Genomic DNA, 24073 nt, shown 5'->3' on the forward strand with positions numbered 1-24073 from the left:
ACCGGCCGCAGCAGGAACCGTTTCCAATCGCTGCGTGCTGCGGGTAAGAACCGGACCTCTATCCGAAGAAAAACCAGGGAGGCCCAATGGCCCGCATCGACTACAGCGACCCCGCCAAGGCAAGCGAACGCACCCGCGAGATTCTCGGCAAGAACCGCAATGCCAATATCTTCCGGATGATGGCGCATTCGCCGAGCTACTTCGAACAGTATTGCCGCCTCGGCAATGCGATCCGCTTCAAGGGCGAACTCGATCCGGTCGTGCGCGAACTTGCGATCACCCGCACCGGCATCCTGTGCGAGGCGCCGTATGAGGTCGTCGCCCACAAGCGTATCGGCAAGGGCGTCGGCGTCACCGACGAGCAGAACGCCGCACTCGACGACTGGAAGGCCGCGACCTGCTTCAACGACGTGCAGCGGGCGGCCCTCGCCTTCACCGACGAGGTGGTGACGATGCACCGCCCAACCGACGCGACCTTCAATGCGATCGCCGCGAAGCTTACGCCTGCGGCGCTGGTCGAGCTTCAACTCTCGATCGGCTTCTATGTCATGACGTCGAAGTTCCTCGAGACGTTCGGCATCGACCTGCAGCCTGTAACCGACGTGGTCTGACACGGCGCAACGCGACAGGACATAGACAGGACATAAAAGCCTCGGCGCGCGAATCGATTCCGCGCGCCGAGCATGACCACCTTCGTCGGCCTGACATATTCCTCCACACCTCGCGTTCCCCCACACCTCGCACCGACAATTTATCCTGCACCGCAATCGCTGCATCGCATTCGATTCCACGATCCGTTTTCATCAGTGGCTCCGCGACACGATGCGCGCAAGCGCCGTCAGCAACAGTGAATTCGAAACCCGACGAACGGCATGGCTGCCTTCCGATGCTTTCGCTTGTCACGCGTTCACGCCAAGCATTTAGTTCCTTCATCAAGAAAGAAGCGCGCTGGCCGTCGCTCTCCAGTGACGCAAAAGAACTGCTGGGGGAGACACATGACCGTACAAGGTCAGGCCCAAGCTTTGCCTGCCGCCGAACTGGAATCAGACGGCTACCAAATCTCAAGCCGCATCGATCGTTTGCCGCTGACGCGCGTGCAGTGGGAACTCGCGATCCTGGTGGAAATCACCTGGGGCTTCATCGTCGTCGATACCGACGGCATCGGCGCGCGGCTTTATCCTTTCGTGTGGCGCCCGCTCGGCACCATCACCAACAACCAGTACGCGGTGATCCAGGCGCTGCAGGTCGGCCTCGGCGTGCTGATCGGCACCTATCTGATGAGCTTCGTCGCCGATCGCTATGGCCGCAGGCCGGCAATCCTGCTCTCCACCGCGCTCGCCGGACTGTGCCTGTGGCCATTCGCGTTCGTGACGAGCTTCGTGCCGCTCGTGATCTTCTCGGTGCTGTCGACGCTCGGCGTCGGCGGCATTGTCGCAACGCATGCGGTCTACCTGTCGGAAATGTCGTCGCATGCGGTGCGCAACAGGACGATGCTGACGGCGCAGGCCTCCACCGCCATCGTCGGTGTGCTGATCGCCGGCGTCGCCAGCGTAATGATGCCGAAGTACTGGCGCGAATTCGTCTGGCTCGGCGTGATCATCCAGGCCTTCGTGCTGTTGCCGCTGTTGTACTTCCGCTTGCCGGAATCGCCGCGCTGGCTCGAAACCCACGGCAGGCATGACGAGGCCGATCGCGTCGTCAGCGATCTCGAACGGCGGGTCACAGCGATCGCGGGACCGCTGCCCGCGCCGGATCCGACGCCGCGCATCATCGGCCGCGCGGGCAAGGGACAGTTGCTCGAGATCCTCACCAATCCGGAATACCGCGGTCGCAGCATCCTGATCCTGGTCTGCTGGCTGCTCGCCTATCCGGGCATCGTCTACGGGTCCGGCGCGTTCATGTATGTCTATATGGTCGACCATGGCGCCGACGCGGAGTTCGCCTTCCGCCTGCTGATGGCCGCAGCGGTCGTTACCTTCTTCGCCTTCCTGATCAATGCGCGGCTCGGCGAGCGGGTCGAGCGCAAGACCGTGCTGTTCGTCTCGGCGCTCATGTTCTCCGTCGGCTGGATCATGATGTATTTCTATCCGATCCCCGCCGTGTTCATCATCGGCATCTGCCTGAGTCGGATCGGAACGGCGCTGTTCCTGTTCAACATGTACAACTACACCGCCATCGCGTTCCCGACGCGCATCCGCTCGGCGGCGTTCGCCTGGACCGACGGCCTCGGCCATCTCGGCGCCTGGGCCGGCGTCACCTCGCTCGGGCCGCTGTATCAACTCGGCCCAAACCATCTCGGCTGGATTCTATTCATCGTCATCCCGGGGGCGCTGTTGCCGGCGATCCTGATCAAGAGCTTCGGCATCAATCAGTCCGAGCGAGTGCTGGAGGAAGTCGCGAAATAACGTTTCAAGCCGCGGCCGGCATGCTCCCGCCGGCCAAAGCATGGCTCTCACCTCTGTTTTAACGGGTGTTCCTGCCGCAAGCGCAGCAGTTTCGCCTGTCGAAAACCGTGTCACACCCATTTTTGACCGACGCAGACCTGCTCCTATAGACAAGCGGGTGTCGCCTTGCTCAATGCCGTGTACCTGTAAGCGGCATGAGCGACGGCTCGTCGCGCCACCATCGGAACCGGAAGAAGATCAGAACACATGACTGCAACGGCAATCCGCACCGCACCCAAAACGGCCTCCAAGCCCCAAACGGCTGAGCACTTCGACGTGCTGATCGTCGGAGCCGGCATCTCCGGCATCGGCAGTGCCTATCAACTGACGAAACAGCTTCCGGACCTGTCTTACGTCGTGCTGGAAACCCAGGAGAGCTTCGGCGGCACCTGGCTGACCCATCGCTATCCCGGCATCCGCTCCGACAGCGACCTGCACACCTTCGGCTACAGCTTCAAGCCATGGGTCGGACCGCCGATCGCCACCGCCGCCGAGATCAAGTCCTACATGGGCGAGGTGATCGAGGAGAACGGCCTCGCCACGCACATCCGCTACAAGCACAAGATCCTGTCGGCGAACTGGTCCAGCGTCGAGAATCTGTGGACGGTGGAAGCGCAGCGCACCGACACCGGCGAGACGCTGTATTTCACCTGCAACTTCCTCTGGATGTGCCAGGGCTACTACCGCCACGACCACGGCTATACGCCCGAGTGGAAGGGCATGGACGCGTTCAAGGGGCAGATCGTCCACCCGCAGACCTGGCCGGAGAACCTGAAGACCGAAGGCAAGACCATCATCGTCATCGGCTCCGGCGCGACCGCGGCGACGCTGCTGCCGGCGATCGCCGGCAAGTGCAGCCACATCACCATGCTGCAGCGCTCGCCGACCTACTTCCGCACCGGCCGCAATGCCATCGAGCTCGCCGAGGAGCTGCGCAAGCTGCAGGTCAACGAGGAGTGGATCCACGAGATCGTCCGCCGCAAGATCCTGTACGAGCAGGACGCCTTCACCCGCGCCTCGTTCGAGAAGCCGGAGAAGGTGAGGCAGGACCTGCTCAACAACATCCGCAACCTGCTCGGCCCCGACTACGATGTCGATAAGCACTTCACGCCGAAGTACCGGCCGTGGCGGCAGCGCATCGCCTTCGTGCCGGATGCCGACCTGTTCCAGGCGATCAAGAGCGGTCAGGCCTCGGTCGTCACCGACGAGATCGAGCGCTTCACCGAGAACGGCATCCTGTTGAAGTCCGGCAAGGAATTGACGGCCGACATCATCATCACCGCGACCGGCTTCCATCTCAGCGTGATGGGCGACATCGCCTTCACCCTGGACAACAAGCCGCTCGACTGGTCGGAGACCGTCACCTATCGCGGCATGATGTTCACCGGCGTCCCCAACCTCGTCTGGGTGTTCGGTTATTTCCGCGCGAGCTGGACGCTGCGCACCGACCTCGTCGCCGACTTCGTCTGTCGCCTGCTGCCGCACATGAAGAACAAGCAGGCCAAGTCGGTGACGGTCGCGCTGCGTCCCGAGGACAAGGATATGCCGGTGCTGTCGTGGATCGATCCGGAGAATTTCAACCCGGGCTATCTGATGCGCGACATGCACCTGCTGCCGAAGCGCGGCGACAAGCGCGAATGGCAGCACACCCAGGACTACTGGGCCGAGAAGGATGAATTCCCGGCGATCGACCTCAACGATCAGACGTTCGTCTATCAGTAAGCCTGGCGTCTATCAGTACGGCCAGGAGAGAACGCGCCCTGCAGCAGCGGGGCGCGCAGCCTTCATCCGCTGGCGCCTCAGTCAGCGTGCATCCTGGGACGACCGCCCAAGCACGACCGCCATCAGTGCCAGCGTCGCCGCCGCAAGCGTGATGATCAGCAGTATCATCCGCGCAGGCGGTGCGGTCGAACGCGCAGGCGGCTCGGCCGCCGAGACGAGGCTGATTTCGGCGCCGCGCAGTGAACGCAATTCGCTGGTCAGCTTGAAGCGCGCCAGGAACTGATTGAAGATCGTCTGGTTCGCGGCGGCCTCGATCTGCCACTGCTTCAATTCCGGCGACGCCTCTTCATCGGCAATCAGCTGGTCTTCGAGGCGCTTCTGCTCTTGTTGCAGCGACGCAAGATGCATCTGCGCGGTATCGCGATCGGACTTCGCCTGCGTCACGATGCCCTGACTCTCGCGTGCGATCTGCCGGTTGATCTCGGCGAGCTGCTGATCGAGGACCATGAGCTCGGGATGGCGACCGCCAAGCACCGCGCGCTTTTGCGCGATGGTGTCATAGAGCTGAGTGCGTTGCTGCCGCAGCGTTTCCAGCAGTTCCGATCGCAACCCGGCCCCCTCACCCGTCGCGATCTCCCGCTGCGCCTGGCTGTAACGCGCGTCCGCCGCTTCCGCCTGCAACTGGGCCTGCGCAACCTTGCGGGTGAGATCGGCCATCTGCTGCTGCCGGATCGTCGTTTGCTGATCGAGGTCGGCCAGCTTGCGCCGGCTCTTGTATTCGGCGATCGCCTCGTCGGACTTCTGCACAGCTTCGCGCAGGCTGCGCGTCCGCTCGCCGAGCCAGGCGGTAGCGTCCCCCGCGACCTCCGCGGGCACAGCGCTCTGGCTCTTGACGAAGGCGCTCGCCACCATGTTGGCGACCTGGGCGGCATCGGCTGCCGTGCTTGCCGTGAAGGTCACCGCGATGACGTAGGTCAACCCGCGGCGGGAAATCGTCAGCGCGCGATGCATGTGATCGAGAAGCTCCGACACGTCGCGATAGCGCGCGAACTCCTTGATGCGCCGGAAATCGGGCCGCGACAGCAGCGTATCGAGGAAGCCATCGGACTTGGCGATCTCGACCAGGCTCTCCAGCGCGAAGGCATCCTTGCCGTAAGGTTGCAGAACGCCGGGATCCCTGGTGATGCGTTGCTCGCGCGGGTCGACCATCACCAGCGCAGTGGCCGTATACTTCGCCGGCAACACCGTCCACAGGCCGACACCCGCCAGGAACACGCCGAGGAATATCAAAGCGAGGCGTCTGCCTTCTTCGCGCACGACCGCAAACAGCAGGCCGGGCTCCAACAGGATGTCGCAAACGCCGATGCGCGGCGGAGATAACGATGCAGCCACGACATCGCCTGGCGCGCGATCGATCGCGGGCATGGATTCCCGCCACGACCCGTTCGGGTTCGTGCTCACCTGCCCGCCGGACATGACACGCGTTCCGCCACTGACTGCAATTAGCGAAACGTAAACAGTCGCGGTTAAACTCGGGTTACCAGCGCGTCTTTGCAGCCGGCCAACGCGGATTAACCCACCGGTAACCATGATCATGTCCTCTCGCTCAAAGGCACCCGGCGGCCGTGCGACGCTGCGGGCAAACAGCCGGCTGCAGGGAACTAATGCCGTGACGTTTCGGACGATCCGCGACAGCACAGGTGGCCGCGCCCGGGCACGCTGGACCGCCATCCTCATCTTTTGTCTCGGCCTGTTCGCCACTGGCACCTGTCTCGCACAGGACCGTGCCTTCGAACAGGCGGCGAAGCTCGGACGCGGGATCAACATCCTCGGCTATGACGGCCTCTGGGAGGGCGGCGTCGATGCGCCGTTCCGGATGCAGAACCTGCGGCAGATCCGTCAGGCCGGCTTTCAGCATGTCCGCATCAATTTCTTCGCCTTCAAGCACATGAACGCCGAGAACAAGATCGATCCCGCCGTGCTGGTGCGGCTCGACGATGTGATCTGGGAGACCATCGACGCAGGCCTCATCCCCGTGCTCGACGAACACGACTACGGCGAATGCCAGATGCGCATCTCCGCCTGCGAGACCAAGCTCGTCGCCTTCTGGGAGCAGATCGCCGCGCGCTACGCGGGCAAGCATCCTAGCCTCATCTTCGAGCTGCTGAACGAGCCCGGCGGCAACATGCCGGCGCAGACCTGGAGCAATCTCGCGCAACGCCTGCTGGCGATCATCCGCCGCTCCAATCCGAACCGCACCGTCATCGTCGCCGCCATCAGCTCCGACGACACCACCGCGATCCAGCACCCGCAACTGCCGAAGGACGATCGCAATATCATTCTGACGATCCACTACTATGCGCCGTTCCCGTTCACCCACCAGGGCGCGCCGTGGTCGCCGCAGCTGGCGGCACTCCGCGACATTCGCTGGGGCAGCGATGCCGATCGCCGCAAGCTGACGGAGGATTTCAACCGGATCGCCGCCTGGGGCAAGGCGGAGAACCGGCCGGTCTATCTCGGTGAGTTCAGCGTCTACGAGGCCGCGCCGCTCGCCGATCGCCTGCGCTATCTCACCTTCGTCACCCGCACCGCCGAAAGCCTCGGCTGGCCGTGGGCCTATTGGCAGTTCGACCACGACTTCGCGCTGTTCGACAGCGTCCGTCAGCAATGGAATACGGCCGTGCTCGACGCGCTGATGCGCGGCAGCACGTCCAAGGCGTCACCGCGCAGGACCAAGAACTAAGAGACCCGGATCGAGCGTCAACGCCAAGGCGTCTTCGTCGAATCACTGCGGCCGGCGCTGCGAACTGTATTCAACCATGTCATCATCGTCGTCGTTGTCCGGCTCGTCCTGCGGCTTGGTCTCCGGCGGCACCATGATCGCCTGGATGCGCGCCGTCGCGCCCGCCTGACCGAGATACTCGGTCGGCACATCGAATGCGACGCTCACCGACCGGCGATCGACGGCGGCGGCCATCTTCTCGATCCACGTCACGCAGAAGGTGTCTGTGGCAAAGCACATCGCCGCCCAGCCGTCATTGTATGCCCAGCCGGGAATGCTGGTGGACAGCCCGCCGACATTGAACATCTTGTTGTAATAGGGATGATCCTCGGCATAGAACGCCGCCGCCAGCGCCAGATCGTCATTGCCGCTGATCGCGAGCAGCGGCGCGCGCGTCTCGTTGCGCCAGCGCCGGACCAATTCCGCCGTCGCTCCCTTGTAGAACGAGCGGCCTTCCTTGAACGGATGATCGTTGCGGACATAGGCATGCAGCGGCGCGGCCACGATCATGACGAGCGAGAACAGGCACACCGCGGTCGTCAGCTTGATCGCCGGCTCCCGGACATCCGTCACCCGCGACGTGCAGACGAGCACCACCACCGCCAGAAACAAGCCTTGCAGGTTCCACAGCGCCGGCATGCTGGTACCGAGGACGATCGCCACCAGCGCCGGCATCAGCAGCGTGCCGAGCAGCACCAGCGACAGCAGCAGCAATCCTCCGTCGGCGTTGCTAAGGTCACGCAGCGCCGTCTCGATCCGCGAGCGGGTTAGCAGCATCCACGCCGCGACCGGAATCACCAGCCAGGCCAACACGCCGCCGGAGAACATCACTGCCTTGCTGGCGCCGCCCGACAGGCCGAGGCCGCCATGCGTCCGCATCGCGTAGGAGAACGGCGGAAAGTCGGATGCCACGAGCCAGCTGAGATGCGGGCCGATCACAGCCAATCCGGCGAGCACCGTCACCCATGGCGCGGCCGAACGCAGATATTGTCGCCGCTGCGGATGCAGCAGCGCCGCAGCGACCATGCTCGCGATCAGGAAGATGGAGTAGTATTTTCCCAGCATCGCAAGCCCGGCGGTCGCGCCGCTGAGCGCGGCCCAGCCGATGCCGCGCGTCTCATACGCGCGCAGGAAGCAGTAGATCGCCAGCGGCCACGTCGCCAGCAGCACCGAGTTGGCGTTGAAGCGCTGCGCATGGAATTGATAGGCGGGCAACAGCATCAACAGCAAAAGCACGATCACCCGCTTGTCGCCGCTGACGAAACGCCGCGTGGTGAGGTCGACGGCCCACAACGCCACCGCGGCGTTGGTCATCGCCAGCAGCTGGAACGACCAGTCGGTGAGGGGAAAGAGTGCCGTCCAGGCCCGCGCGATCCATCCCATCAGCGGCGGATGCTTAGCACTACCCCAGGCGAAATCCCGCCCGAGCGACCAGGTCTCCAGCACGTCCGGATGCAGGCCCGCATTGCTATAGGCCAGCATCAGCACCACCACCCATGTCGCGACGAAGGCGACCAGCAGCAGCGGTATCGACCAACCGCGCTCGATCCCATCGAGCCAGTGTTGAAGCGCACTGCGATACAGGCGGCGGAGAGAGAACGCACTGCCCGTGTAGGACTGGGAGTACTGCAACATAAGATCAAACGGTCTGGAAATGGCTCCGGGCACGCGTGCCGGGGACTGGTCAGCAACACTCGTGCCAGCCGCGTAGCCGATTGGCGCGCCGGGTTTCCTCTGTCAACGCTAGAGATGTCGTGGATTTTGCAGAATAACGGTGGGGATTCCCGCCGATCGCAACACGCCCGCTCGGTGGAATTCCGCCTGATCGTTCTTCGCAGACCGTGCGCCTGCATCAACCTTCAAGCGGTGCGGCCATTAGGTCCGGCTCGTACCGTAACGTCCGCCGCAGCGAACCAACCCTCCCCTCGGCTCAACGCTAGTTGCAAAACAACCCGTAGAGCCCGCGAATACATCCCCTCTGAAAACTGGGCCAAAGCAACCTGGAAGCTACTGCTTTGGCCCAGTTGATCATGCCGCCTTATCGTGCAAAGGAGGCATCCGTCGAGTGAGGAATTTCCTGATTTTCTCGACCATCAGTTTGCCCGCTGTTGCGGGGAAAATTTTATCGCGCCCTGCCGCGATCTGATCCCAAGCGTCAGCAAACTTGAACTTATCCATTGTTGTCAGAAGCACGCTGCCCGAATCTCTCCATTCTGGAACGTTGTGCAAGACTTCACATAAAGCCTCGACGATAGTTGCCCTCACGAAGCCTGGATTGCCATCCGCAGTTTGAGTAATACACTGCAGAGCAGTGATGAGTGTATCGCGCCCATAGATTGCAAGGCATCGACTAAGAGCTGTCACAGCATAAGTCTGCCCGACCTTGATGTCAGATCGCACGAGATTTTTGCGTAGAATTTCGACCCCAGCAGCCGAACAAACCGCAGCAAGAGCCAGAGCAGTAGCGTCCTTTGCAGCCAATTTGGCGTGGTACAATTGCTGAGCAGTCGTCTTCGTAATGCTGCCGTTCACCGCCGCATAGGCAGCCGCCTGCTGTGCACGATCTGCCTGTACGACTTGACACGGGACCTCCTCCAAGCCACGCAACATAGCTGCTGTCGTGCGATGCTGGCCATCAACAATAGCAAACTTGCCTCCTTCCACTGGAGCAACAATGACTGGCGCGAATTTCGACCAATCAAAGAACTCTGCAATCTGATTAACGTTGATCGTCCCCCGTCTCCCGATTTCACGTTGATAGACATCATCGACAACGAGTCGATCCACTTTTATCCATTCAAGAAATGGAGCAGGACCGGGAGCAAACTCAGACTGGGGTGCACTGAAACGCTTTGTCGTTAGCGAGACCAGCATCGAACCCTCCATTGTGACGTGCACTTATGCTGCACTCACAAATCGAGCCTCGAAACTCCTCGATTCTCAAACAACAGAAGCTCAGATGCACAAAGAAGATTCATGTCCATAAGTAGCGGACATCATAAATGTTTCAAACGACTGCCCGAGCTCTAGATTCATTCGCACATGAGCACGTTCGTAGTCGAGTGACCGCAGACCAAGAAAACGCTTTTGCCTTACGCCTGCGTCTTATCCCGCGCGGGAGCCGTGCGGCCTTGCGTGATCAGGCGGGCGCTGCGCTGGCCGGTGACATAGATCCACAGCCAGCTCAGGGCGACGGTCAGACGATGCCGGACGCCGATCAGGAAATAGATGTGCGCCAATCCCCACAGCCACCAGGCGAGACGCCCGGTCAGTTTGATCCAGCCGAAATCGACGACTGCGGCCCGCTTGCCGATGGTCGCAAGGCTGCCTGCATCCTTGTAGCGAAACGGCGGCAACGTCGGACCGCCGCGCAACCGCGCCTTGATCGTCTCGGCGACATAACGCCCCTCTTGTTTCGCCGCGGGCGCGATGCCTGGGACCGGCGTCTTCTCCGCCGTCGTGACATGAGCGGTATCGCCGATCGCGAAAATGTTCGGATGCCCCGCGACCGTAAGGTCAGGCTGCACCATGATGCGCCCGGCACGATCGGCCGCCGCCTGCAACCATCTGGCCGCGGGCGACGCTGCGACGCCAGCCGCCCAGAGGATGGTTTTGGCAGCGAGGTTTTCGCTACCGATCACCACGCCATCGGCGGTGCAATTCGTGACCGGCTGCTGCAGCCTGACCTCCACGCCAAGCCGGGTGAGCGCCTGCTGCGCATAAGCGGAGAGGCTCTCGCGAAAGCCCGCGAGCAGCCGCGGACCAGCCTCGACAAGCACGACGCGTGCGCTCCTGGTATCGATGTTGCGGAAATCGTTTCGCAACGTATCGCGCGCCAGCTCGGCGATCGTTCCCGCGAGCTCCACACCGGTCGGCCCGCCGCCGACGATGACGAATGTCAGCAATTTGGCGCGCTCGGCCGGATCCGGTTCACGCTCTGCGCGCTCGAACGCGGACAGGATTTTGCGCCTGATCGCGGTGGCATCTTCGATCGTCTTCAGGCCCGGCGCGTAAGGCTCCCATTCGTCATGACCGAAATAGGCGTGCTGCGCGCCGGTCGCCAGCACCAGGATGTCGAAGACGATGGCTTCGCCGTCTTCCAGCAGCACCGTCTTGGCGTCGGCGTTCACTCCGACGACCGTGCCGAGCAGCGTCGTCACGGTCTTGTACGTCCGCAGCAGCGACCGAACGGGCCAGGCGATTTCCGACGTCGCCAACGATGCGGTTGCGACCTGATAGAGCAGCGGCTGGAACAGGTGGTGATTGCGCTGATCGATGATCGTGATGCGGAGGTTCGTTTCCGCAAGGTGGCGCGCAACCTCGAGGCCACCAAAGCCAGCGCCGACGATCACAACATGCTTCACGTCATCCGGTGCCATTGACGTATCCGATCGTTGCCCAGCGAAACAGGTGGCCCCGCTAATAGCACAGCGCTTCGAAAGAATGGATCGCCGGCTTCAACGGTCTGCCAAGAGACACTGAGATGTTCAGATTCAGAAATCCCCAAATTCAGAAATCTTCGGCGATCACGCGTCAATGCTGGACCGTCTTATGCTCGGCCTCGGGCGTGTGGGATGTCCATGCGCCGATCAAACCGCGCTGCTGCAGCGGATAGACATACCAAAGGCCGATCAGAACGATCAGCGCGGCGATACAGGCCGTCCAGGCGGCGGCATCGCTATCCGTGATCTTGTAGAAGACGATTGCGATATCGAGTGCGATACCGATCGCCAGCGGCAGCGCCGACGCGATGACGAGCCGCGATCCGATCCGGAGGAATGCCGCATTGTCGTCGCCGCGATAGGCCATGCGATGGAGCGCCGCCGGCGTCATCAGCAACATCACCGCAATCGCCACCGCGCAGAGACCGAGCGCGTGCAGATACTGCCAGCCGCTCGGCAGCTCGTGAAACGAGCGCGTCAAGGTCGCGATGAACTGAAAGCCCAGCAACGCCTGACCGCCGGGGATCATCACCCGCGCCTCCGTCAGCATCTGCTCGATCTTGGTCTTGAGCGGCGTCGATCCTTCCTCCTCCGGCATGGCTCCTCCTCCGGCCTGCATCAACGCGAGGCCCAGCCCGTAGAACAGAAAGCCGCCGGCCGCCACGAATCCGGTCGCTGCGATCACGCCTACGGCAAAGCCTGCGATCGCATCGAACACCACGAACGCCGACGCACCAAGCCCGAGCGTCAGCGGCGCAAGCGCAACCGCCGCAAACAACGTCGCGGTCTGCAACGCGCCTTCGCGGGCCTCGCCGCGATAGGCAATCTGATGGCACAGCGATGGCGCGATCAGACAGCCGATCGTCACCAGCAGCAGCAGGAGGCTGAGGCCATGCACCGCCTTGGCGTAACCCGGCAGATGAGGAAACAGCTCCTGAAACACGCCCTCGAACTGAAACCCGAACAGCACCTGTGCGCCAAGGATCAGCAAACGAGTTTCATCGAGTGCCAGTTTCAGCTTGCGTCCAAGTTCCATACAGCCTCCGCCAAACAGAACCTTTGTACGCTTGGAGAGTTCCTCAACAGACGCGCAACGAAAAAGCCGGAGGTGCGATGGCGCTCTTCACCGTGCAGCCGACAGAACTCGACCGGCGGGTGGCCCAGACGATCGCGCGGCACACCAACGCAGCGCTGGAAAATGTGACTGAGACGCTCACCTGGGGCGCGGACGAGCATGTACTTTTTGCAGCCGCCGTCGCCTGGTGGCTCCACAGCCGCCGGCGCGATCCGCCCCAGCGGCGCTATGGCGACCACATTCTGGCGACGACGATCGTCAGTACGGTTCTGCCGCACGTGCTCAAAAAGCTCGTCAACCAGGAACGGCCGGATCGCGAGACCGCGATCGGCCACAAGAATGGAATTCCGGTGTCCGGACGCCGGCTCGATGCCTTCCCATCCGGACATGCTGTCCATATCGGCGCACTGGCGTCCGCAGCGTCTCTGCTGCCGGGAGGTCAACGGCGGATCGCGTGGGCGCTCAGCGGTCTGCTCGTCACCACCCGCGTCGTCCTGCTCGCCCATTGGGTCAGCGACGTCGCGGCGGGGCTCGCGATCGGCGCGATCACGGAGCGGCTGCTGCGCCCTTTCACGCTTCGGCCTCCGTCGCGCCCGCCGCGGGTCCGACGGCGATCGCCGCGCCGCAAAGAGAAAATCACATTTTGAATTGAAGGCGCTTAATTCAAGGCGCTTAGAAGGCGCTCAATTGCGGCCACACGGCCGGCATCGGTAACCAATCTCATGCCGCATCGGGATCAGGTCGCCGGCCCGAGGTCTTGTTCAGCGGTCCTTGCCGCTTTCGCTCAAGCCCTTCCGGCGTCGGATGACCAGGCTCGGCCGGATCAAGAACGCCATCGTTCAACGCCTCCCCTTCTCCCACATCGGTCGTAAGGCCGCTCGCCGGCTGCGCGTCAGCGGGTGAGCATGCGCGATCGCCGCGATGGGTCGGATGATCCTTTCGTTCGCTCGCCATGGACCCTCTCCTCGGTTTGCAACCCAAATCAACCACGTCCGCGGCGACACGTTCCCACGGCGCTCATGCGGCATATACAGCAAGCAGGAAACGACCATTCTTGCCGCTTGGATCGAACTTTGCAGTTTCTGGCGTGTTCTGACGACATCTCAAGATACGAAGGGAGTTCGCCATGCCTAAGGTCAAGACACTGCAAGATCTGTTTCATGATTCCTTGAAGGACGTTTATTTCGCCGAGAAGAAAATCCTCACAGCGTTGCCGAAAATGTCTAAGGCCGCGCGGAGCGAGGAACTGAGCGCCGCATTCGACAAGCACCGCGCCGAAACCGAAGCGCAGGTCGAACGGCTGGAGCAGGTTTTCGCCGAAATCGACGCCAAGCCGCAGGGCAAGACCTGTCCGGCGATCCTCGGCATCATCGAGGAAGGGAAGGAAATCATGGAGGATTACGAAGACTCGCCGGCGCTGGACGCGGGCCTTCTTGCCTCCGCACAGGCCGTGGAACACTACGAGATCTGCCGCTACGGAACCCTTATCACCTGGGCGAAAGAGCTTGGGCTCGACGATGCCGTCGCAATCCTCAAGGAAACCCTCGCCGAAGAGGAAGCGACCGACGAAGCGCTGACCGAACTCGCCAAGGAAGCGATCAACGCAGAGGCCATGGCCGAAGCCGCCGAGTAAAAATCCCTCGACGATCAGGGCGCCCGCTATCGATGGCAGGGCGCCCTGAAACGCGTTTGGAACGGACCCATCCAGCGTGCGTTGAGCGAAGAGTATCCGAAAGCAATGCTATGCGCAGCGCGAGTTCCGCGTCTTGGACGCATAGGGAAAGTGAGGACGCGTGCCGTCTTCAAACCTCGGCGGTTGGAACCGCCGCAGCTTCCTCGTTACGTCGGTGGCTTCAACCATGTCAGCATCGCTTCTCGAGCGCACGCAGGCGCAACCGCAGACCATGAGCCCGGCGCCGCAGAACGGACACGCCCATCCCGTTATGCTGCGCGTCAATGGACAGGATTATCAGCTCGGCATCGATATCCGCACCACGCTGCTCGACGCGTTGCGCGAACACATTGGCCTGACCGGAACGAAGAAGGGTTGCGACCACGGCCAATGCGGCGCATGCACGGTTCTGGTGGATGATCGCCGCGTGCTGTCCTGCCTGACGCTCGCGGCCAGCCTCGAGGAGGCAGCCGTCGTCACCATCGAAGGGCTGAGCACCGACGGCGAGCTGCATCCAATGCAGCAGGCGTTCATCGATCACGATGCATTTCAATGCGGCTACTGCACCCCGGGCCAGATCATGTCGGCGATCGGCTGCGTCAAGGAAGGCCACGCCGGGTCGGACGCCGCGATCCGCGAATACATGAGCGGCAATCTGTGCCGCTGCGCGGCCTACCCGAACATCGTCGATGCGATCAATCAAGCCAAGTCGCGGATGGGAGAGACGTAACATGCGTGCTTTCGAATTCCACCGCGCCAGTGCCGATCCGCATGCGCTGCTCGCCCAGCTCGCCGCCCAGACCGCGCCGGAGAATACGCAATTTCTCGCAGGCGGCACGACCCTGCTCGACTTGATGAAGCTCGACGTGATGCAGCCGGAGCAGGTGATCGACATCAACGCGCTCGACACCTCCGACCTTGGCGAAATTCGGCTCGACGGCGACGGACTCTATCTCGGCGCAATGATCCGAATGTCCGAAGCGGCCGATGACATCCAGATCCGCGAGCAATTCCCCGTAATCTCTCAATCACTGGATCTCGCCGCTTCGCCGCAGATTCGCAACATGGCCTCGCTCGGCGGCAACGTGCTGCAGAGGACTCGCTGCAGCTATTTTCGCGACACCTCGTATGAGGCCTGCAACAAGCGCAAGCCAGGCTCAGGCTGCGCGGCGCTGGAAGGTTTCAACCGCGCCCACGCGGTGCTCGGGACCAGCGATCAATGCATCGCGGCCTATCCGGGCGATTTCGCCCAGGCGCTCATGGTTCTCGATGCGACGGTCGATATCCTGAGCGCGACCGGACAACGCCGCATTCGCTTTGCCGAGCTGCACCGCGCGCCCGGTGCCACACCGCATCTCGAGGTGAATCTCGCCGCCGGGGAGATCATCAGCGGGTTCAGGATTCCGCCCAGCCCCTTCGCCAGACGATCGCTGTTCCTGAAGATCCGCGATCGCGAATCCTACGAATTTGCACTGGCGTCGGCGGCGGTGGCGATCGACCGCGACGGCGACCGGCTACAGCAGGTGCGGATCGCGCTCGGCGGCATGGCGGCGATGCCGTGGCGCGCGCGCGAAGCCGAGGCGATCCTCGCCGGTCAGCTCGCCGATGACGACCTGTTCCGCCGCGCGGCCGACGCTGCCTTTGCGGCGGCTCAGCCACGACGACATAACGCATTCAAGATCGACCTCGGCAAGCGCACGCTGATACGGGCCTTGCAACAGGCGATGGCGATGGAGATCTGATCATGCCTCGCGCCGCTCCGGCTCCGCTGAACAACATGGGCAATCCCGAACCGCGGGTCGATGGCCGGCTGAAGGTGACGGGGGCCGCACGCTACGGTTCGGATTTTCCGGTGACGCGGCCGGCGTTCGCGTTTCTGGTGACGAGCGCGATCGCCAAGGGCCGGATCGCCGCCATGACACTGGATCGCGCGCGGGCCGTGCCCGGCGTGCTGGACATCCTCACCCACGAGAACACCGGCGATCTGAAATCGATCAAGTATGAAGCGGGTGGCGGCGGACCGACCACGTCCATTCAGGACCTCGGACCGGACATTCGGCACGATGGCCAGATCATCGCCATGGTGGTGGCGGACAGTTTCGAGGCAGCCCGCGAAGGCGCCTACTGCATCGAGACCGCATATGAGAGCGAGACGCCGAGCGCAACGTTCGGCGCGCCTGGCGTCACCGTCGACGACATCACCGAGCAGGAAGGACTGCCGCAAGCCGGCGACGCTGACGGCGCCTATGCGGCGGCCGAGGTCAAGCTCGACCTGGAGTATGAAACGCCGACCCAGCACCACAATCCGATCGAACTGTTCACCACCACCTGCGTCTGGCAGGACGACAAGCTCGTGGTCTACGAGCCGAGCCAGTTTGTTTACGGGCTGAAGACGCGCACCGCCGAGCGGCTCGGCATCGATCCCGCGCGGGTGCATGCCGTCAGCCCGTTCGTCGGCGGCGCGTTCGGCTCAAAGGCGCAGCAGTCACCGCGCACGGCGCTGGTCGCGCTGGCGGCGCGGCGCCTCAATCGGCCGGTCAAGCTCGTCATGACGCGGGACCAGGGTTTCACGGCGCAGACCTATCGCGCGGAGACCAAACATCGCATCCGCATCGGCGCCCAGCGCGATGGCAAGATCGTCAGCTTCAGCCATGAGGGATGGGAGATCACATCGCGGCCGGACCCCTATTCGGTCTCGGGTGCCGAGGACAGCGCGCGCCTTTATGGGTTCGGCGCGATCAAGACGCGGGTCTCGGTGGTGCATGCGGACCGCAACACGCCCGGCTTCATGCGTTCACCGCCGGTCGTGCCTTACATCTACGCGCTGGAAAGCGCGATGGACGAGCTCGCGATCGAACTAAAGCTCGATCCGGTCGAATTGCGCCGGATCAACGATTCGATGACCGATGCCACCGGCAAGCCGTGGTCCAGCCGCTCGTTGATGACCTGTTTCGATCAGGCGGCGGAACGGTTCGGCTGGTCGGCGCGGTCGGCGGAGCCGGGCTCGATGCGCGATGGCGACTGGCTGGTCGGCTGGGGCTGCGCCAGCGCCTGTTATCCGACCCATGTGGGCGCCGCCGCCGCGCGGGTGCAGCTGCAGGCGAACGGGCACGCGCTGGTCCAGATCGCGGCCCATGATCTCGGCACCGGTGCCTACACAGTCGTTGCCCAGACCGCTGCCGAGCGGCTGGCGATCCCGATCTCCGCGGTCCAGGTGGAGCTCGGCGACAGCGAGCTGCCACCTGCGCCGGTCGCGGGTGGATCGAATACGACCGCCAGCGCCTGCTCGGCCGTCACAAAGGCTTGCGATGCCATCCGTGGCAAGCTCGCGGGCGCCGGAGCAGAGGCGGTCACCGTCGGCCAGGCCGCACGAAGCAACTGGTACGAGGAGAGCTTCCGCAAGCTCGGTGTCGGTGCGATCGAGGAATACGCGGAGTTCGTTCCGCCGGGCGCACCTGCGGACGCGATCAAGAAGCTGTACGAAGGCAAACCGAGCCTCGGCGGCGGTTCCCAGGGCGAAAAGCTGATGTATGCGCTTGGCGCCGAGTTCGTCGAAGTGCGCGTGCATGCCTTGACGCGCGAAATCCGTGTGCCGCGCATGGTCGGCGCCTTCGCCGCCGGTCACATCGTCAATCCGCGCACGGCGCGCAGCCAGTACATGGGCGCGATGATCTGGGGCATAGCATCGGCGTTGCACGAGGCGACCGAGATCGATCCTAAGCTCGGCCGCTACGTCAACGACAACCTGGCCGACTACCTGATTCCGGTCAATGCCGACATCCAGGACATCGACGTGCTGCTGGTGCCCGAGACCGACGATGCAGTGAACCCGGTCGGCGTCAAGGGCATTGGCGAACTCGGCAACGTCGGCACCGCGGCCGCCGTTGCCAACGCGGTCTATCACGCAACCGGCGTGCGCATTCGCAAGCTGCCGGTGCGGATCGAAAAGCTGCTGGTCTGACGCATGGATGCATGGACCGCGGCGTAAGAATACTTCCAACCCGGTGCGATGCCGATGGCGCCCGCAAAGAACTTTTTCAGACGCATCATCGAATCCTTCCGCGGGAGCTCGGAAGCAGCGGACACGCGCAATCGCGATCGAGCCGATCAAAGTCAAGGCATCGTCCGCGACGAAAAGGGCCAGGAGCAGCCGATCGATGCGCAGCGCGCCCGACAGGTCAGCCGCGAGAACCGCGGCAACGATCCGCCGGGATACAAGGACGCCTCGCGCCGGTGATCGCACGATGCTGGCGTCCGCATATGAGGAGCTCCGCGTCGAAGGCGTGCGTCTGACGCTGGCATGAACTAAGAGGAGATCGCCTATGAAGCGACGCCCGAAGGTCGAATATCAAACCGCCGAACAGATCGAGGCCGAGGTGAAGCGGCTGGAGCAGCGCGCCGAATCCTTCGCCGACGGCGATGCACGGCAATCCGCATTGCGCGAGGCCGCCAAGTTCCGCACCTATGCTGCGATGAAGCGCTGGGTCGGCGCTGCGAAGCCGTCAGCGGATGAGCGCTAGCCGCTCGGCAACAAGAAAGTCCTGCCTACGAGCTTCCCACGCTCGAAGCCCGCGGCGCATATCAGGATGCCCGTTCTGCCGACGCGAGCCCTGAATTGCCTTCCTCGCTAGCTGTTTCCGTTTCCCGCCCGGCAGGCTTCCTCAGGACCGGCTGTTGGGCTATGGCATCGGTGCGCGCAGCGCGACCGATGTCCCTCACACCGTCGGAAACGGATGACTTCGAAACGAGAACTCAGCTTCAACGCGTTCAACATGACCGCGCCAGGCCACAACTGGGCCGGGTTGTGGTCCCATCCCCGCGATGCATCGATCAACTACAACACGCTGGACTATTGGGTCGAATTCGCGAAGACGGCCGAACGCGGGCTGCTCGACGGCATCTTTCTCGCAGACGTGTTCGGCGTCTATGACGTGTTCGGCGACGGCGCCGACACCGCGCTCCGGCATGGCGTCCAGATTCCCAATGCCGACCCGACACTGGTCGTCTCGGCGATGGCGCTGGTCACCGAGCATCTTGGATTCGGCATCACGGCCAATCTGACGCTGGATCACCCCTATCACTTCGCGCGGCGGTTCTCGACGCTCGACCATCTGACGCGCGGGCGCATCGGCTGGAACATCGTGACCGGCTATCTCGAAAGCGGCGCGCGCGGCATGGGCTTCGACGCAAGCCGCGCCCACGACGACCGCTACGACGTCGCCGACGATTTTCTGACCGCCGTCTATAAACTCTGGGAAGGCAGCTGGGCCCAGGACGCGGTGCGACGCGACCGCATCAGCGGCACGTTCGCCGATCCGGCCAAGGTGCGCGCGATCGATCACGACGGCCCGCACTATCGCGTCCACGGCATCCACCTGTCCGAGCCTTCGCCGCAGCGAACACCCCTGCTCTATCAGGCCGGCGCATCGAAGCGCGGCCGCGCTTTCGCGGCGAAACACGCCGAAGCGATCTTCCTCAACGGCCAGACCAAGCCGATGCTGGCCGAGACGGTGCGGGCGATCCGCCTGGCAACCAAGGATTTCGGACGCGCGCCTGACGACATCAAGCTGTTCGCAGGGCTCAACATCATCGTCGCGCCAACCCGCGGCGAGGCCAGGGACCTGCATGAGGAGTACAGCCGTCATGTCGATCAGCGTGGCCAGCTGGCGCTGTTGTCGGGCTGGACCGGCATCGATTTCTCGCAATTCGCGCCCGACCAGGCGCTGCAATATGTCGAGAGCAACGCCATCCAGTCGATGGTGGAAAATCTGACCAAGCGCAGCGACGTGCCGATGCGGATCGGCGATCTCGCCTCGTTGAGCCCGGCCGGCGCGCGGGCGCCGTTCGTGGTCGGCTCGCCGCAGGATGTCGCCGACGAACTCGCCGACTGGGCGCGCGAGACCGACATCGACGGCTTCAACCTCGTCCGCCTGGTCGCGCCCGAGTCGCTCGCGGCGTTCGTCGATCTCGTTGTACCGGAGCTGCAATCGCGCGGCCTCTACAAGACCGCCTACCGCAACGGCACGCTGCGCGAGAAACTGTTTGCAAACGCCGCGGCCCTGCTACCGGTGAGCCACCCGGCGGCGCAGTATCGGCAGCCGGCTTGACGCACGCCACAACAGCGCCGACCGCGCTCAAACGTCGACTTCGACCTGCAGCACGTCGTTGAAACGGTTGAATGCGCCGCAGAGCGCGATGCGCCACGTCAGCTCGACGATCTGTGCCTCGCTGAAATGCGCACGCAGCCGCTCGAACATGGCATCGCGAATCCGATTCCAGTTCGCCGTCACGGCGATCGAATATTCCACCACCAGCCGATCGACCTCGGTCAGTTCGGGATGCTTTTCCCAGTCGAGCAGGTTGGCGGCCCCCTCCGCCGAGATCCCCTCCACTGCGAGCTTGGGCGAGTGCTGGGCGACGCAGAACTCGCATTGATTGACCAGCGACGTCGCGACGATCGCAAGTTCGAGATAGCGCTTCTGCAACACCCCGTCGTCGGCGAGCTGGGTCAGGAGGCGCCACATGTGCTCGAAGATCGGCAGCCGGTTGGCCATCGCGCCGGCCTGCCCTTCGAACGGGCCGTACACGGTCATGCGATCCCACAGCGGCTTGAGGTGCTCCGGAAGATCGTCCCTGCGGCGGAGGGTGACGCGAGCCATGATGAAACTCCTGGATAATCAGAAACGCGAGGATGACTTGTCTGCGAGCGCCGAGCGCGGCTCACGGCCAAAGCCGTCGGGCTTGAAGATCAGCAGCACGATCAGTCCGACACCAACGACGAAAAGGCGGATCGCGGCGAGTTCGGACGCGCCGAGGCCGGGGACATAGTCGATCAGGAAACGGCTGCCCTCAAGCAGAAAGATCAGCGTGAAGGCGCTGACCAGAACGCCGCGATTGCTGCCGCGGCCGCCGACGACCACCGCCATGAAACCGTAGGCGGTGATGATCGGCCCGAACTGCGTCGGATCGATATAGGTGTAGTAGAAGGCATGCAATGCGCCGGCGAGGCCGAGAATGGCTCCGCCCACCGCGAACACCCGTACGCGAACATTGAGCACCGACTTGCCCAGCGCTTCGACCACGCCGGGATCGTCGCGGGTGGCGCGCACCAGCCGACCGAACGGCGAACGCGCCAGCCCCTGGAGCGCCGCATAGACGGCAAGCACCGCGAGCAGCGCCAGGATGAGAAAGCCAGTGTCGGCGAAGCCGCGCGGCCACCAATCCTGGAACGGCCGCTCGATGCCGGCCACGCCCAGCATGCCGCGCGTCAGCCAGCCCTCATAGCTGATGACGAGCCGCAAGCACTCGGCAAACCCCAGCGTGACGATGGCGAGATAATCCTCCGACAGCCGCACCGAAATCAGCGCGCTCACGGCGCTGAGCGCGGCGACGCCGATCATGGCGAGAGCCAGCGCCAACAGCGGCGGCACGCCCTGCACCGTGAGCAGGCCGGCGATATAGGCGCCGAGCATGTAGAAGCCGAACAGGCCGAAGTTCACCAGCCCGCCCATGCCCCATTGCAGGTTGAGCGCGAGGCCGACGAGCGCGGCGATGGCGACCACCGTGAGCGTGGCAATCAGATAGACCGTCATTTCGTCACCTGGCGCGTGCCGAACAGACCCCACGGCCGCAACAGCAGGAGCGCGACCATCACGAGAAACGTCACGATCATCCGGTAGTGCACCGGCATCACCAGCGTCGCCAGCTCCTCGGCGATGCCGAGCGTCAACGCGCCGGCGACGGCCGCCATCGGATTGGCGATCCCGCCAAGGATCGCCGCCGTGAAGACCGGCAGCAGATAGGTCCAGCCCATTTGCGGCTCGACATTGGCGTCGAGACCGACGAGGACGCCGGACAGCGCCACCAGCGTCCCCGAGATCAGCCAGACACAGGCGACCACCCGTGACCGCGTGATGCCGCGCACGGCGGCAAGATCCGGATTGTCGGCCACTGCGCGCATCATCCGGCCGAGCCGCGTGAAGCGGAACACGATCCAGACGATGGCGAGCGCGGCGATCACCGCGATCAGGATGGTCAGCTGTTCGTAATTGAGGCGGATGTCGCCGATCCGGATCGGCCGGGCGACGGCGACATCATAGGCGCGCGGCGAATTGCCGGCGAAGAAGCGGATGACGTTCTCCAGCGCGATGGCGACGCCCATCGAGGCCACCAGCAGGGTCACCCCGGAGCGGTCGCGCAGCGGACGATAGACCAGCCAGTCGATCACGACCGCGAGCACGGCGAACAGCATCGCACCGGCGGCCGCGGCCAACCAGAGCGGCATGCCCAGCATCACGTTGCCGACATAGACGAGATAGGCCCCGCAGGTGAGATAGGCGCCGATCGCGTAATTGGCGAAGCGCAGCACGCTGAACGTCAGCGACAGCGCCAGCGCCGGGAGCGCGAGCAACAGGCCCGTGACGAGGCCGTTGACGAGAAGCTGGCCCATCAGGCACCCCCCAGATAGAGGCGGCGGATGTCGGGATCGGTGAGCACCGTCGCCGCAGGCGCAGCCAGGCGGACATTGCCGTTGACCAGCACGACACCGTGATCGGCAGCGCCGAGACCGAGCCGCGTATTCTGCTCCACGATCAGCATCGTCACGCCGGATGCAGCAACGCGACCGATGACCTCGAACAGCAACTCGGCATTGCGCGGCGACAGTCCGGCCGAGGGCTCGTCAAGCGCCAGCACCGTCGGCTCTGGCATCAGCGCCGCCGCCATCGCCACCATCTGCCGCTGACCGCCGCTGAGATGACCCGCGGTGCTGCGAAGCTTGACGCGAATCTCGGGAAAGAGCGCGAGCACCGCATCGAGCCGCTCGGCAAAGGCCGCCCCCTTCGCCGGCGCGACGAACTCGTAACCGACGTGCAGATTTTCCAGCACGGTCATGTTGCGGAACACGTTGGCTTCCTGCGGCACGTAGGCGAGGCCACGCGCGGCGCGCGCCGGAGCGCCGAGCGCCGTGACGTCGGCATCACCAAGCCGCACGGCGCCGGACATCGGCCGCAGCAATCCGACAGCCGTCTTCATCAACGTCGATTTGCCGGAGCCATTCGGACCGACGACCACCAGAGTCTCGCCCGGCTGCACCGAGAGGCTGACGCCGTGCAGAATCGGCTGCCCGCCATAGCCGGCAACCACTTCGCGCAACTCCAATCCAGCAGCGGGCGCGGTCATGCCTGGGCGCCCAGATAGGCCGAAGCGACTTGCGCGTCGGTGATGACCTCGTCGAAACGGCCTTCGGTCAGAACCCGCCCCTCGGCGAGAACATAGACGTGATCGCAGAGCGCGCGGACCATGCCCATGTTGTGCTCGACCAGACCGAAGGTCGTTCCCTCCTGCCGCAACGCCTGCACGAACGCGACGATCTCACCGATCCGCGTCGGATTCACGCCGGCGCTCGGCTCGTCCATCAGCACAATGCGCGGGTCGAGCATCAAGGCCCGGCAGATCTCCAACAGCTTCTTCTGCCCGCCGGACAGCGTGCCGGCCGGCGCATTCGCAAGCTTCCACAGATCGACACGCTGGAGCAGTGCGCGCGCCTTCTCCAGCGCCGCCTCCTCCTCCTGTCTCACGGCACGGCGCGCCAGCAGCAGCGACACGAGCCGCTCACCGCGCATCTGCGGCTCGGCGACGAGAACGTTCTCCAGCACGGAGAGACTCGCGAGCTCGCGCGAGAGCTGGAAGGTCCGCGCCAGCCCACGGCGCGCCCGCCACACCGGGCCATGATGCGTCACCGTTTCTCCGGCCAGGCGCACATTACCCTGGGCGGGCCGCACGGCTCCGGCCAGCACACCGAACAGCGTCGACTTGCCGGCGCCGTTGGGGCCGATCAGGCCCGTGACCGCACCGGCAGCGAGTTTCACCGACGCACCATCGAGCGCCTTGAAACCGCCTTCGTAAACCACGCTGACGTCGTTGGCCTCGAGCATC

The 24073-nt window shown here is 63.8% G+C and carries 22 protein-coding genes; 11 read left to right on the forward strand and 11 right to left on the reverse strand.

The features are described 5' to 3' along the window. The first annotated feature begins 86 nt into the window (after positions 1-86). The 3 genes from X566_RS05210 (at position 87) to X566_RS05220 (ending at position 4166) form a co-directional block, all read left to right on the forward strand. The gene (locus tag X566_RS05210; protein ID WP_034464094.1) at positions 87-611 is read left to right on the forward strand and encodes a carboxymuconolactone decarboxylase family protein; all 525 of its coding nucleotides are present in this window, start codon (positions 87-89) and stop codon (positions 609-611) included. Positions 612-995: 384 nt separating this feature from the next. Further along, positions 996-2405: an MFS transporter gene (locus X566_RS05215; RefSeq protein ID WP_034464096.1), complete on the forward strand. Its 1410-nt coding sequence runs from the start codon at positions 996-998 to the stop codon at positions 2403-2405. Positions 2406-2651: 246 nt separating this feature from the next. Beyond that, the gene (locus tag X566_RS05220) at positions 2652-4166 is read left to right on the forward strand and encodes an NAD(P)/FAD-dependent oxidoreductase (protein WP_034464099.1); all 1515 of its coding nucleotides are present in this window, start codon (positions 2652-2654) and stop codon (positions 4164-4166) included. 81 nt (positions 4167-4247) lie between these two features. Here X566_RS05220 and X566_RS05225 read toward each other — a convergent pair whose 3' ends face one another. Then, a complete protein-coding gene (locus X566_RS05225; protein ID WP_160170448.1) occupies positions 4248-5591 on the reverse strand; it encodes a GumC family protein in 1344 nt (447 codons plus the stop codon). A gap of 244 nt (positions 5592-5835) precedes the next feature. Between X566_RS05225 and X566_RS05230 the strand changes: the two genes are divergently transcribed. Beyond that, positions 5836-6909 carry a glycoside hydrolase family 5 protein gene (locus X566_RS05230; RefSeq protein WP_244434682.1) on the forward strand — a complete coding sequence of 358 codons (1074 nt, stop codon included), beginning with the start codon at positions 5836-5838 and terminating at the stop codon, positions 6907-6909. Between the two features lie 42 nt (positions 6910-6951). Here the strand turns inward: X566_RS05230 and X566_RS05235 are convergent, their stop codons facing one another. The 4 genes from X566_RS05235 to X566_RS05250 all read right to left on the reverse strand — a co-directional run bounded on the left by X566_RS05235 (position 6952) and on the right by X566_RS05250 (position 12426). Next, positions 6952-8583, reverse strand: coding sequence for a glycosyltransferase family 39 protein (locus X566_RS05235; protein ID WP_034464101.1), 1632 nt, complete (start codon positions 8581-8583; stop codon positions 6952-6954). A gap of 393 nt (positions 8584-8976) precedes the next feature. Next, the gene (locus X566_RS05240; protein ID WP_034467956.1) at positions 8977-9822 is read right to left on the reverse strand and encodes a ParB/Srx family N-terminal domain-containing protein; all 846 of its coding nucleotides are present in this window, start codon (positions 9820-9822) and stop codon (positions 8977-8979) included. Positions 9823-10040: 218 nt separating this feature from the next. Then, positions 10041-11327: an NAD(P)/FAD-dependent oxidoreductase gene (locus tag X566_RS05245; RefSeq protein WP_034464104.1), complete on the reverse strand. Its 1287-nt coding sequence runs from the start codon at positions 11325-11327 to the stop codon at positions 10041-10043. A 154-nt stretch (positions 11328-11481) separates the two neighbouring features. Next, positions 11482-12426, reverse strand: coding sequence for a DUF6328 family protein (locus X566_RS05250; protein WP_051443890.1), 945 nt, complete (start codon positions 12424-12426; stop codon positions 11482-11484). Positions 12427-12503: 77 nt separating this feature from the next. Between X566_RS05250 and X566_RS05255 the strand changes: the two genes are divergently transcribed. Next, a complete protein-coding gene (locus tag X566_RS05255) occupies positions 12504-13112 on the forward strand; it encodes a phosphatase PAP2 family protein (protein ID WP_034464106.1) in 609 nt (202 codons plus the stop codon). A gap of 73 nt (positions 13113-13185) precedes the next feature. Here the strand turns inward: X566_RS05255 and X566_RS05260 are convergent, their stop codons facing one another. Continuing rightward, positions 13186-13419 (reverse strand): hypothetical protein, encoded by a 234-nt coding sequence (locus X566_RS05260; RefSeq protein ID WP_034464109.1) that lies wholly within the window; start codon positions 13417-13419, stop codon positions 13186-13188. A gap of 172 nt (positions 13420-13591) precedes the next feature. Between X566_RS05260 and X566_RS05265 the strand changes: the two genes are divergently transcribed. The 6 genes from X566_RS05265 to X566_RS05295 all read left to right on the forward strand — a co-directional run bounded on the left by X566_RS05265 (position 13592) and on the right by X566_RS05295 (position 20244). Then, entirely contained in the window at positions 13592-14098 is a 507-nt protein-coding gene (locus tag X566_RS05265) for a ferritin-like domain-containing protein (RefSeq protein ID WP_034464111.1), read from the forward strand. Positions 14099-14369: 271 nt separating this feature from the next. After that, positions 14370-14867 carry a (2Fe-2S)-binding protein gene (locus X566_RS05270; RefSeq protein ID WP_244434769.1) on the forward strand — a complete coding sequence of 166 codons (498 nt, stop codon included), beginning with the start codon at positions 14370-14372 and terminating at the stop codon, positions 14865-14867. 1 nt (position 14868) lies between these two features. Continuing rightward, on the forward strand, positions 14869-15879 hold the full coding sequence (locus X566_RS05275; protein ID WP_034464117.1) for a xanthine dehydrogenase family protein subunit M: 1011 nt from the start codon (positions 14869-14871) through the stop codon (positions 15877-15879). 2 nt (positions 15880-15881) lie between these two features. Continuing rightward, positions 15882-18098, forward strand: coding sequence for a xanthine dehydrogenase family protein molybdopterin-binding subunit (locus X566_RS05280; protein WP_034464120.1), 2217 nt, complete (start codon positions 15882-15884; stop codon positions 18096-18098). A 361-nt stretch (positions 18099-18459) separates the two neighbouring features. Continuing rightward, a complete protein-coding gene (locus X566_RS05290; protein WP_034464125.1) occupies positions 18460-18657 on the forward strand; it encodes a hypothetical protein in 198 nt (65 codons plus the stop codon). Between the two features lie 213 nt (positions 18658-18870). Continuing rightward, on the forward strand, positions 18871-20244 hold the full coding sequence (locus tag X566_RS05295; RefSeq protein ID WP_034464126.1) for an LLM class flavin-dependent oxidoreductase: 1374 nt from the start codon (positions 18871-18873) through the stop codon (positions 20242-20244). Between the two features lie 27 nt (positions 20245-20271). Here X566_RS05295 and X566_RS05300 read toward each other — a convergent pair whose 3' ends face one another. Genes X566_RS05300 through X566_RS05320 form a run of 5 tightly spaced genes read right to left on the reverse strand, consistent with a single transcriptional unit; the run spans position 20272 to position 24072 of the window. Continuing rightward, positions 20272-20796: a carboxymuconolactone decarboxylase family protein gene (locus tag X566_RS05300; RefSeq protein ID WP_034464128.1), complete on the reverse strand. Its 525-nt coding sequence runs from the start codon at positions 20794-20796 to the stop codon at positions 20272-20274. Between the two features lie 18 nt (positions 20797-20814). After that, positions 20815-21729 (reverse strand): branched-chain amino acid ABC transporter permease, encoded by a 915-nt coding sequence (locus X566_RS05305; RefSeq protein WP_034464130.1) that lies wholly within the window; start codon positions 21727-21729, stop codon positions 20815-20817. Next, on the reverse strand, positions 21726-22586 hold the full coding sequence (locus X566_RS05310; protein ID WP_034464133.1) for a branched-chain amino acid ABC transporter permease: 861 nt from the start codon (positions 22584-22586) through the stop codon (positions 21726-21728). The genes X566_RS05305 and X566_RS05310 overlap by 4 nt, the downstream gene beginning before the upstream one ends. Then, entirely contained in the window at positions 22586-23317 is a 732-nt protein-coding gene (locus tag X566_RS05315) for an ABC transporter ATP-binding protein (protein ID WP_034464135.1), read from the reverse strand. The genes X566_RS05310 and X566_RS05315 overlap by 1 nt, the downstream gene beginning before the upstream one ends. After that, positions 23314-24072: an ABC transporter ATP-binding protein gene (locus X566_RS05320; RefSeq protein WP_034464138.1), complete on the reverse strand. Its 759-nt coding sequence runs from the start codon at positions 24070-24072 to the stop codon at positions 23314-23316. The genes X566_RS05315 and X566_RS05320 overlap by 4 nt, the downstream gene beginning before the upstream one ends. Position 24073 lies beyond the last annotated feature (1 nt).

This window comes from Afipia sp. P52-10 (assembly GCF_000516555.1).
GTDB lineage: Bacteria > Pseudomonadota > Alphaproteobacteria > Rhizobiales > Xanthobacteraceae > P52-10.

Excerpts from the sequence above, each read along its gene's own strand:
- X566_RS05275 (WP_034464117.1), top strand. The coding sequence starts at position 14,869 with ATGCGTGCTTTCGAATTCCACCGCGCCAGTGCCGATCCGCATGCGCTG.
- X566_RS05280 (WP_034464120.1), top strand. The coding sequence starts at position 15,882 with ATGCCTCGCGCCGCTCCGGCTCCGCTGAACAACATGGGCAATCCCGAA.
- X566_RS05250 (WP_051443890.1), bottom strand. The coding sequence starts at position 12,426 with ATGGAACTTGGACGCAAGCTGAAACTGGCACTCGATGAAACTCGTTTG.
- X566_RS05235 (WP_034464101.1), bottom strand. The coding sequence starts at position 8,583 with ATGTTGCAGTACTCCCAGTCCTACACGGGCAGTGCGTTCTCTCTCCGC.
- X566_RS05290 (WP_034464125.1), top strand. The coding sequence starts at position 18,460 with ATGAAGCGACGCCCGAAGGTCGAATATCAAACCGCCGAACAGATCGAG.
- X566_RS05315 (WP_034464135.1), bottom strand. The coding sequence starts at position 23,317 with ATGACCGCGCCCGCTGCTGGATTGGAGTTGCGCGAAGTGGTTGCCGGC.
- X566_RS05220 (WP_034464099.1), top strand. The coding sequence starts at position 2,652 with ATGACTGCAACGGCAATCCGCACCGCACCCAAAACGGCCTCCAAGCCC.
- X566_RS05210 (WP_034464094.1), top strand. The coding sequence starts at position 87 with ATGGCCCGCATCGACTACAGCGACCCCGCCAAGGCAAGCGAACGCACC.
- X566_RS05255 (WP_034464106.1), top strand. The coding sequence starts at position 12,504 with ATGGCGCTCTTCACCGTGCAGCCGACAGAACTCGACCGGCGGGTGGCC.
- X566_RS05305 (WP_034464130.1), bottom strand. The coding sequence starts at position 21,729 with ATGACGGTCTATCTGATTGCCACGCTCACGGTGGTCGCCATCGCCGCG.
- X566_RS05225 (WP_160170448.1), bottom strand. The coding sequence starts at position 5,591 with ATGCCCGCGATCGATCGCGCGCCAGGCGATGTCGTGGCTGCATCGTTA.
- X566_RS05295 (WP_034464126.1), top strand. The coding sequence starts at position 18,871 with ATGACTTCGAAACGAGAACTCAGCTTCAACGCGTTCAACATGACCGCG.
- X566_RS05300 (WP_034464128.1), bottom strand. The coding sequence starts at position 20,796 with ATGGCTCGCGTCACCCTCCGCCGCAGGGACGATCTTCCGGAGCACCTC.
- X566_RS05320 (WP_034464138.1), bottom strand. The coding sequence starts at position 24,072 with ATGCTCGAGGCCAACGACGTCAGCGTGGTTTACGAAGGCGGTTTCAAG.
- X566_RS05265 (WP_034464111.1), top strand. The coding sequence starts at position 13,592 with ATGCCTAAGGTCAAGACACTGCAAGATCTGTTTCATGATTCCTTGAAG.
- X566_RS05215 (WP_034464096.1), top strand. The coding sequence starts at position 996 with ATGACCGTACAAGGTCAGGCCCAAGCTTTGCCTGCCGCCGAACTGGAA.
- X566_RS05270 (WP_244434769.1), top strand. The coding sequence starts at position 14,370 with ATGAGCCCGGCGCCGCAGAACGGACACGCCCATCCCGTTATGCTGCGC.
- X566_RS05310 (WP_034464133.1), bottom strand. The coding sequence starts at position 22,586 with ATGGGCCAGCTTCTCGTCAACGGCCTCGTCACGGGCCTGTTGCTCGCG.
- X566_RS05260 (WP_034464109.1), bottom strand. The coding sequence starts at position 13,419 with ATGGCGAGCGAACGAAAGGATCATCCGACCCATCGCGGCGATCGCGCA.
- X566_RS05240 (WP_034467956.1), bottom strand. The coding sequence starts at position 9,822 with ATGCTGGTCTCGCTAACGACAAAGCGTTTCAGTGCACCCCAGTCTGAG.
- X566_RS05245 (WP_034464104.1), bottom strand. The coding sequence starts at position 11,327 with ATGGCACCGGATGACGTGAAGCATGTTGTGATCGTCGGCGCTGGCTTT.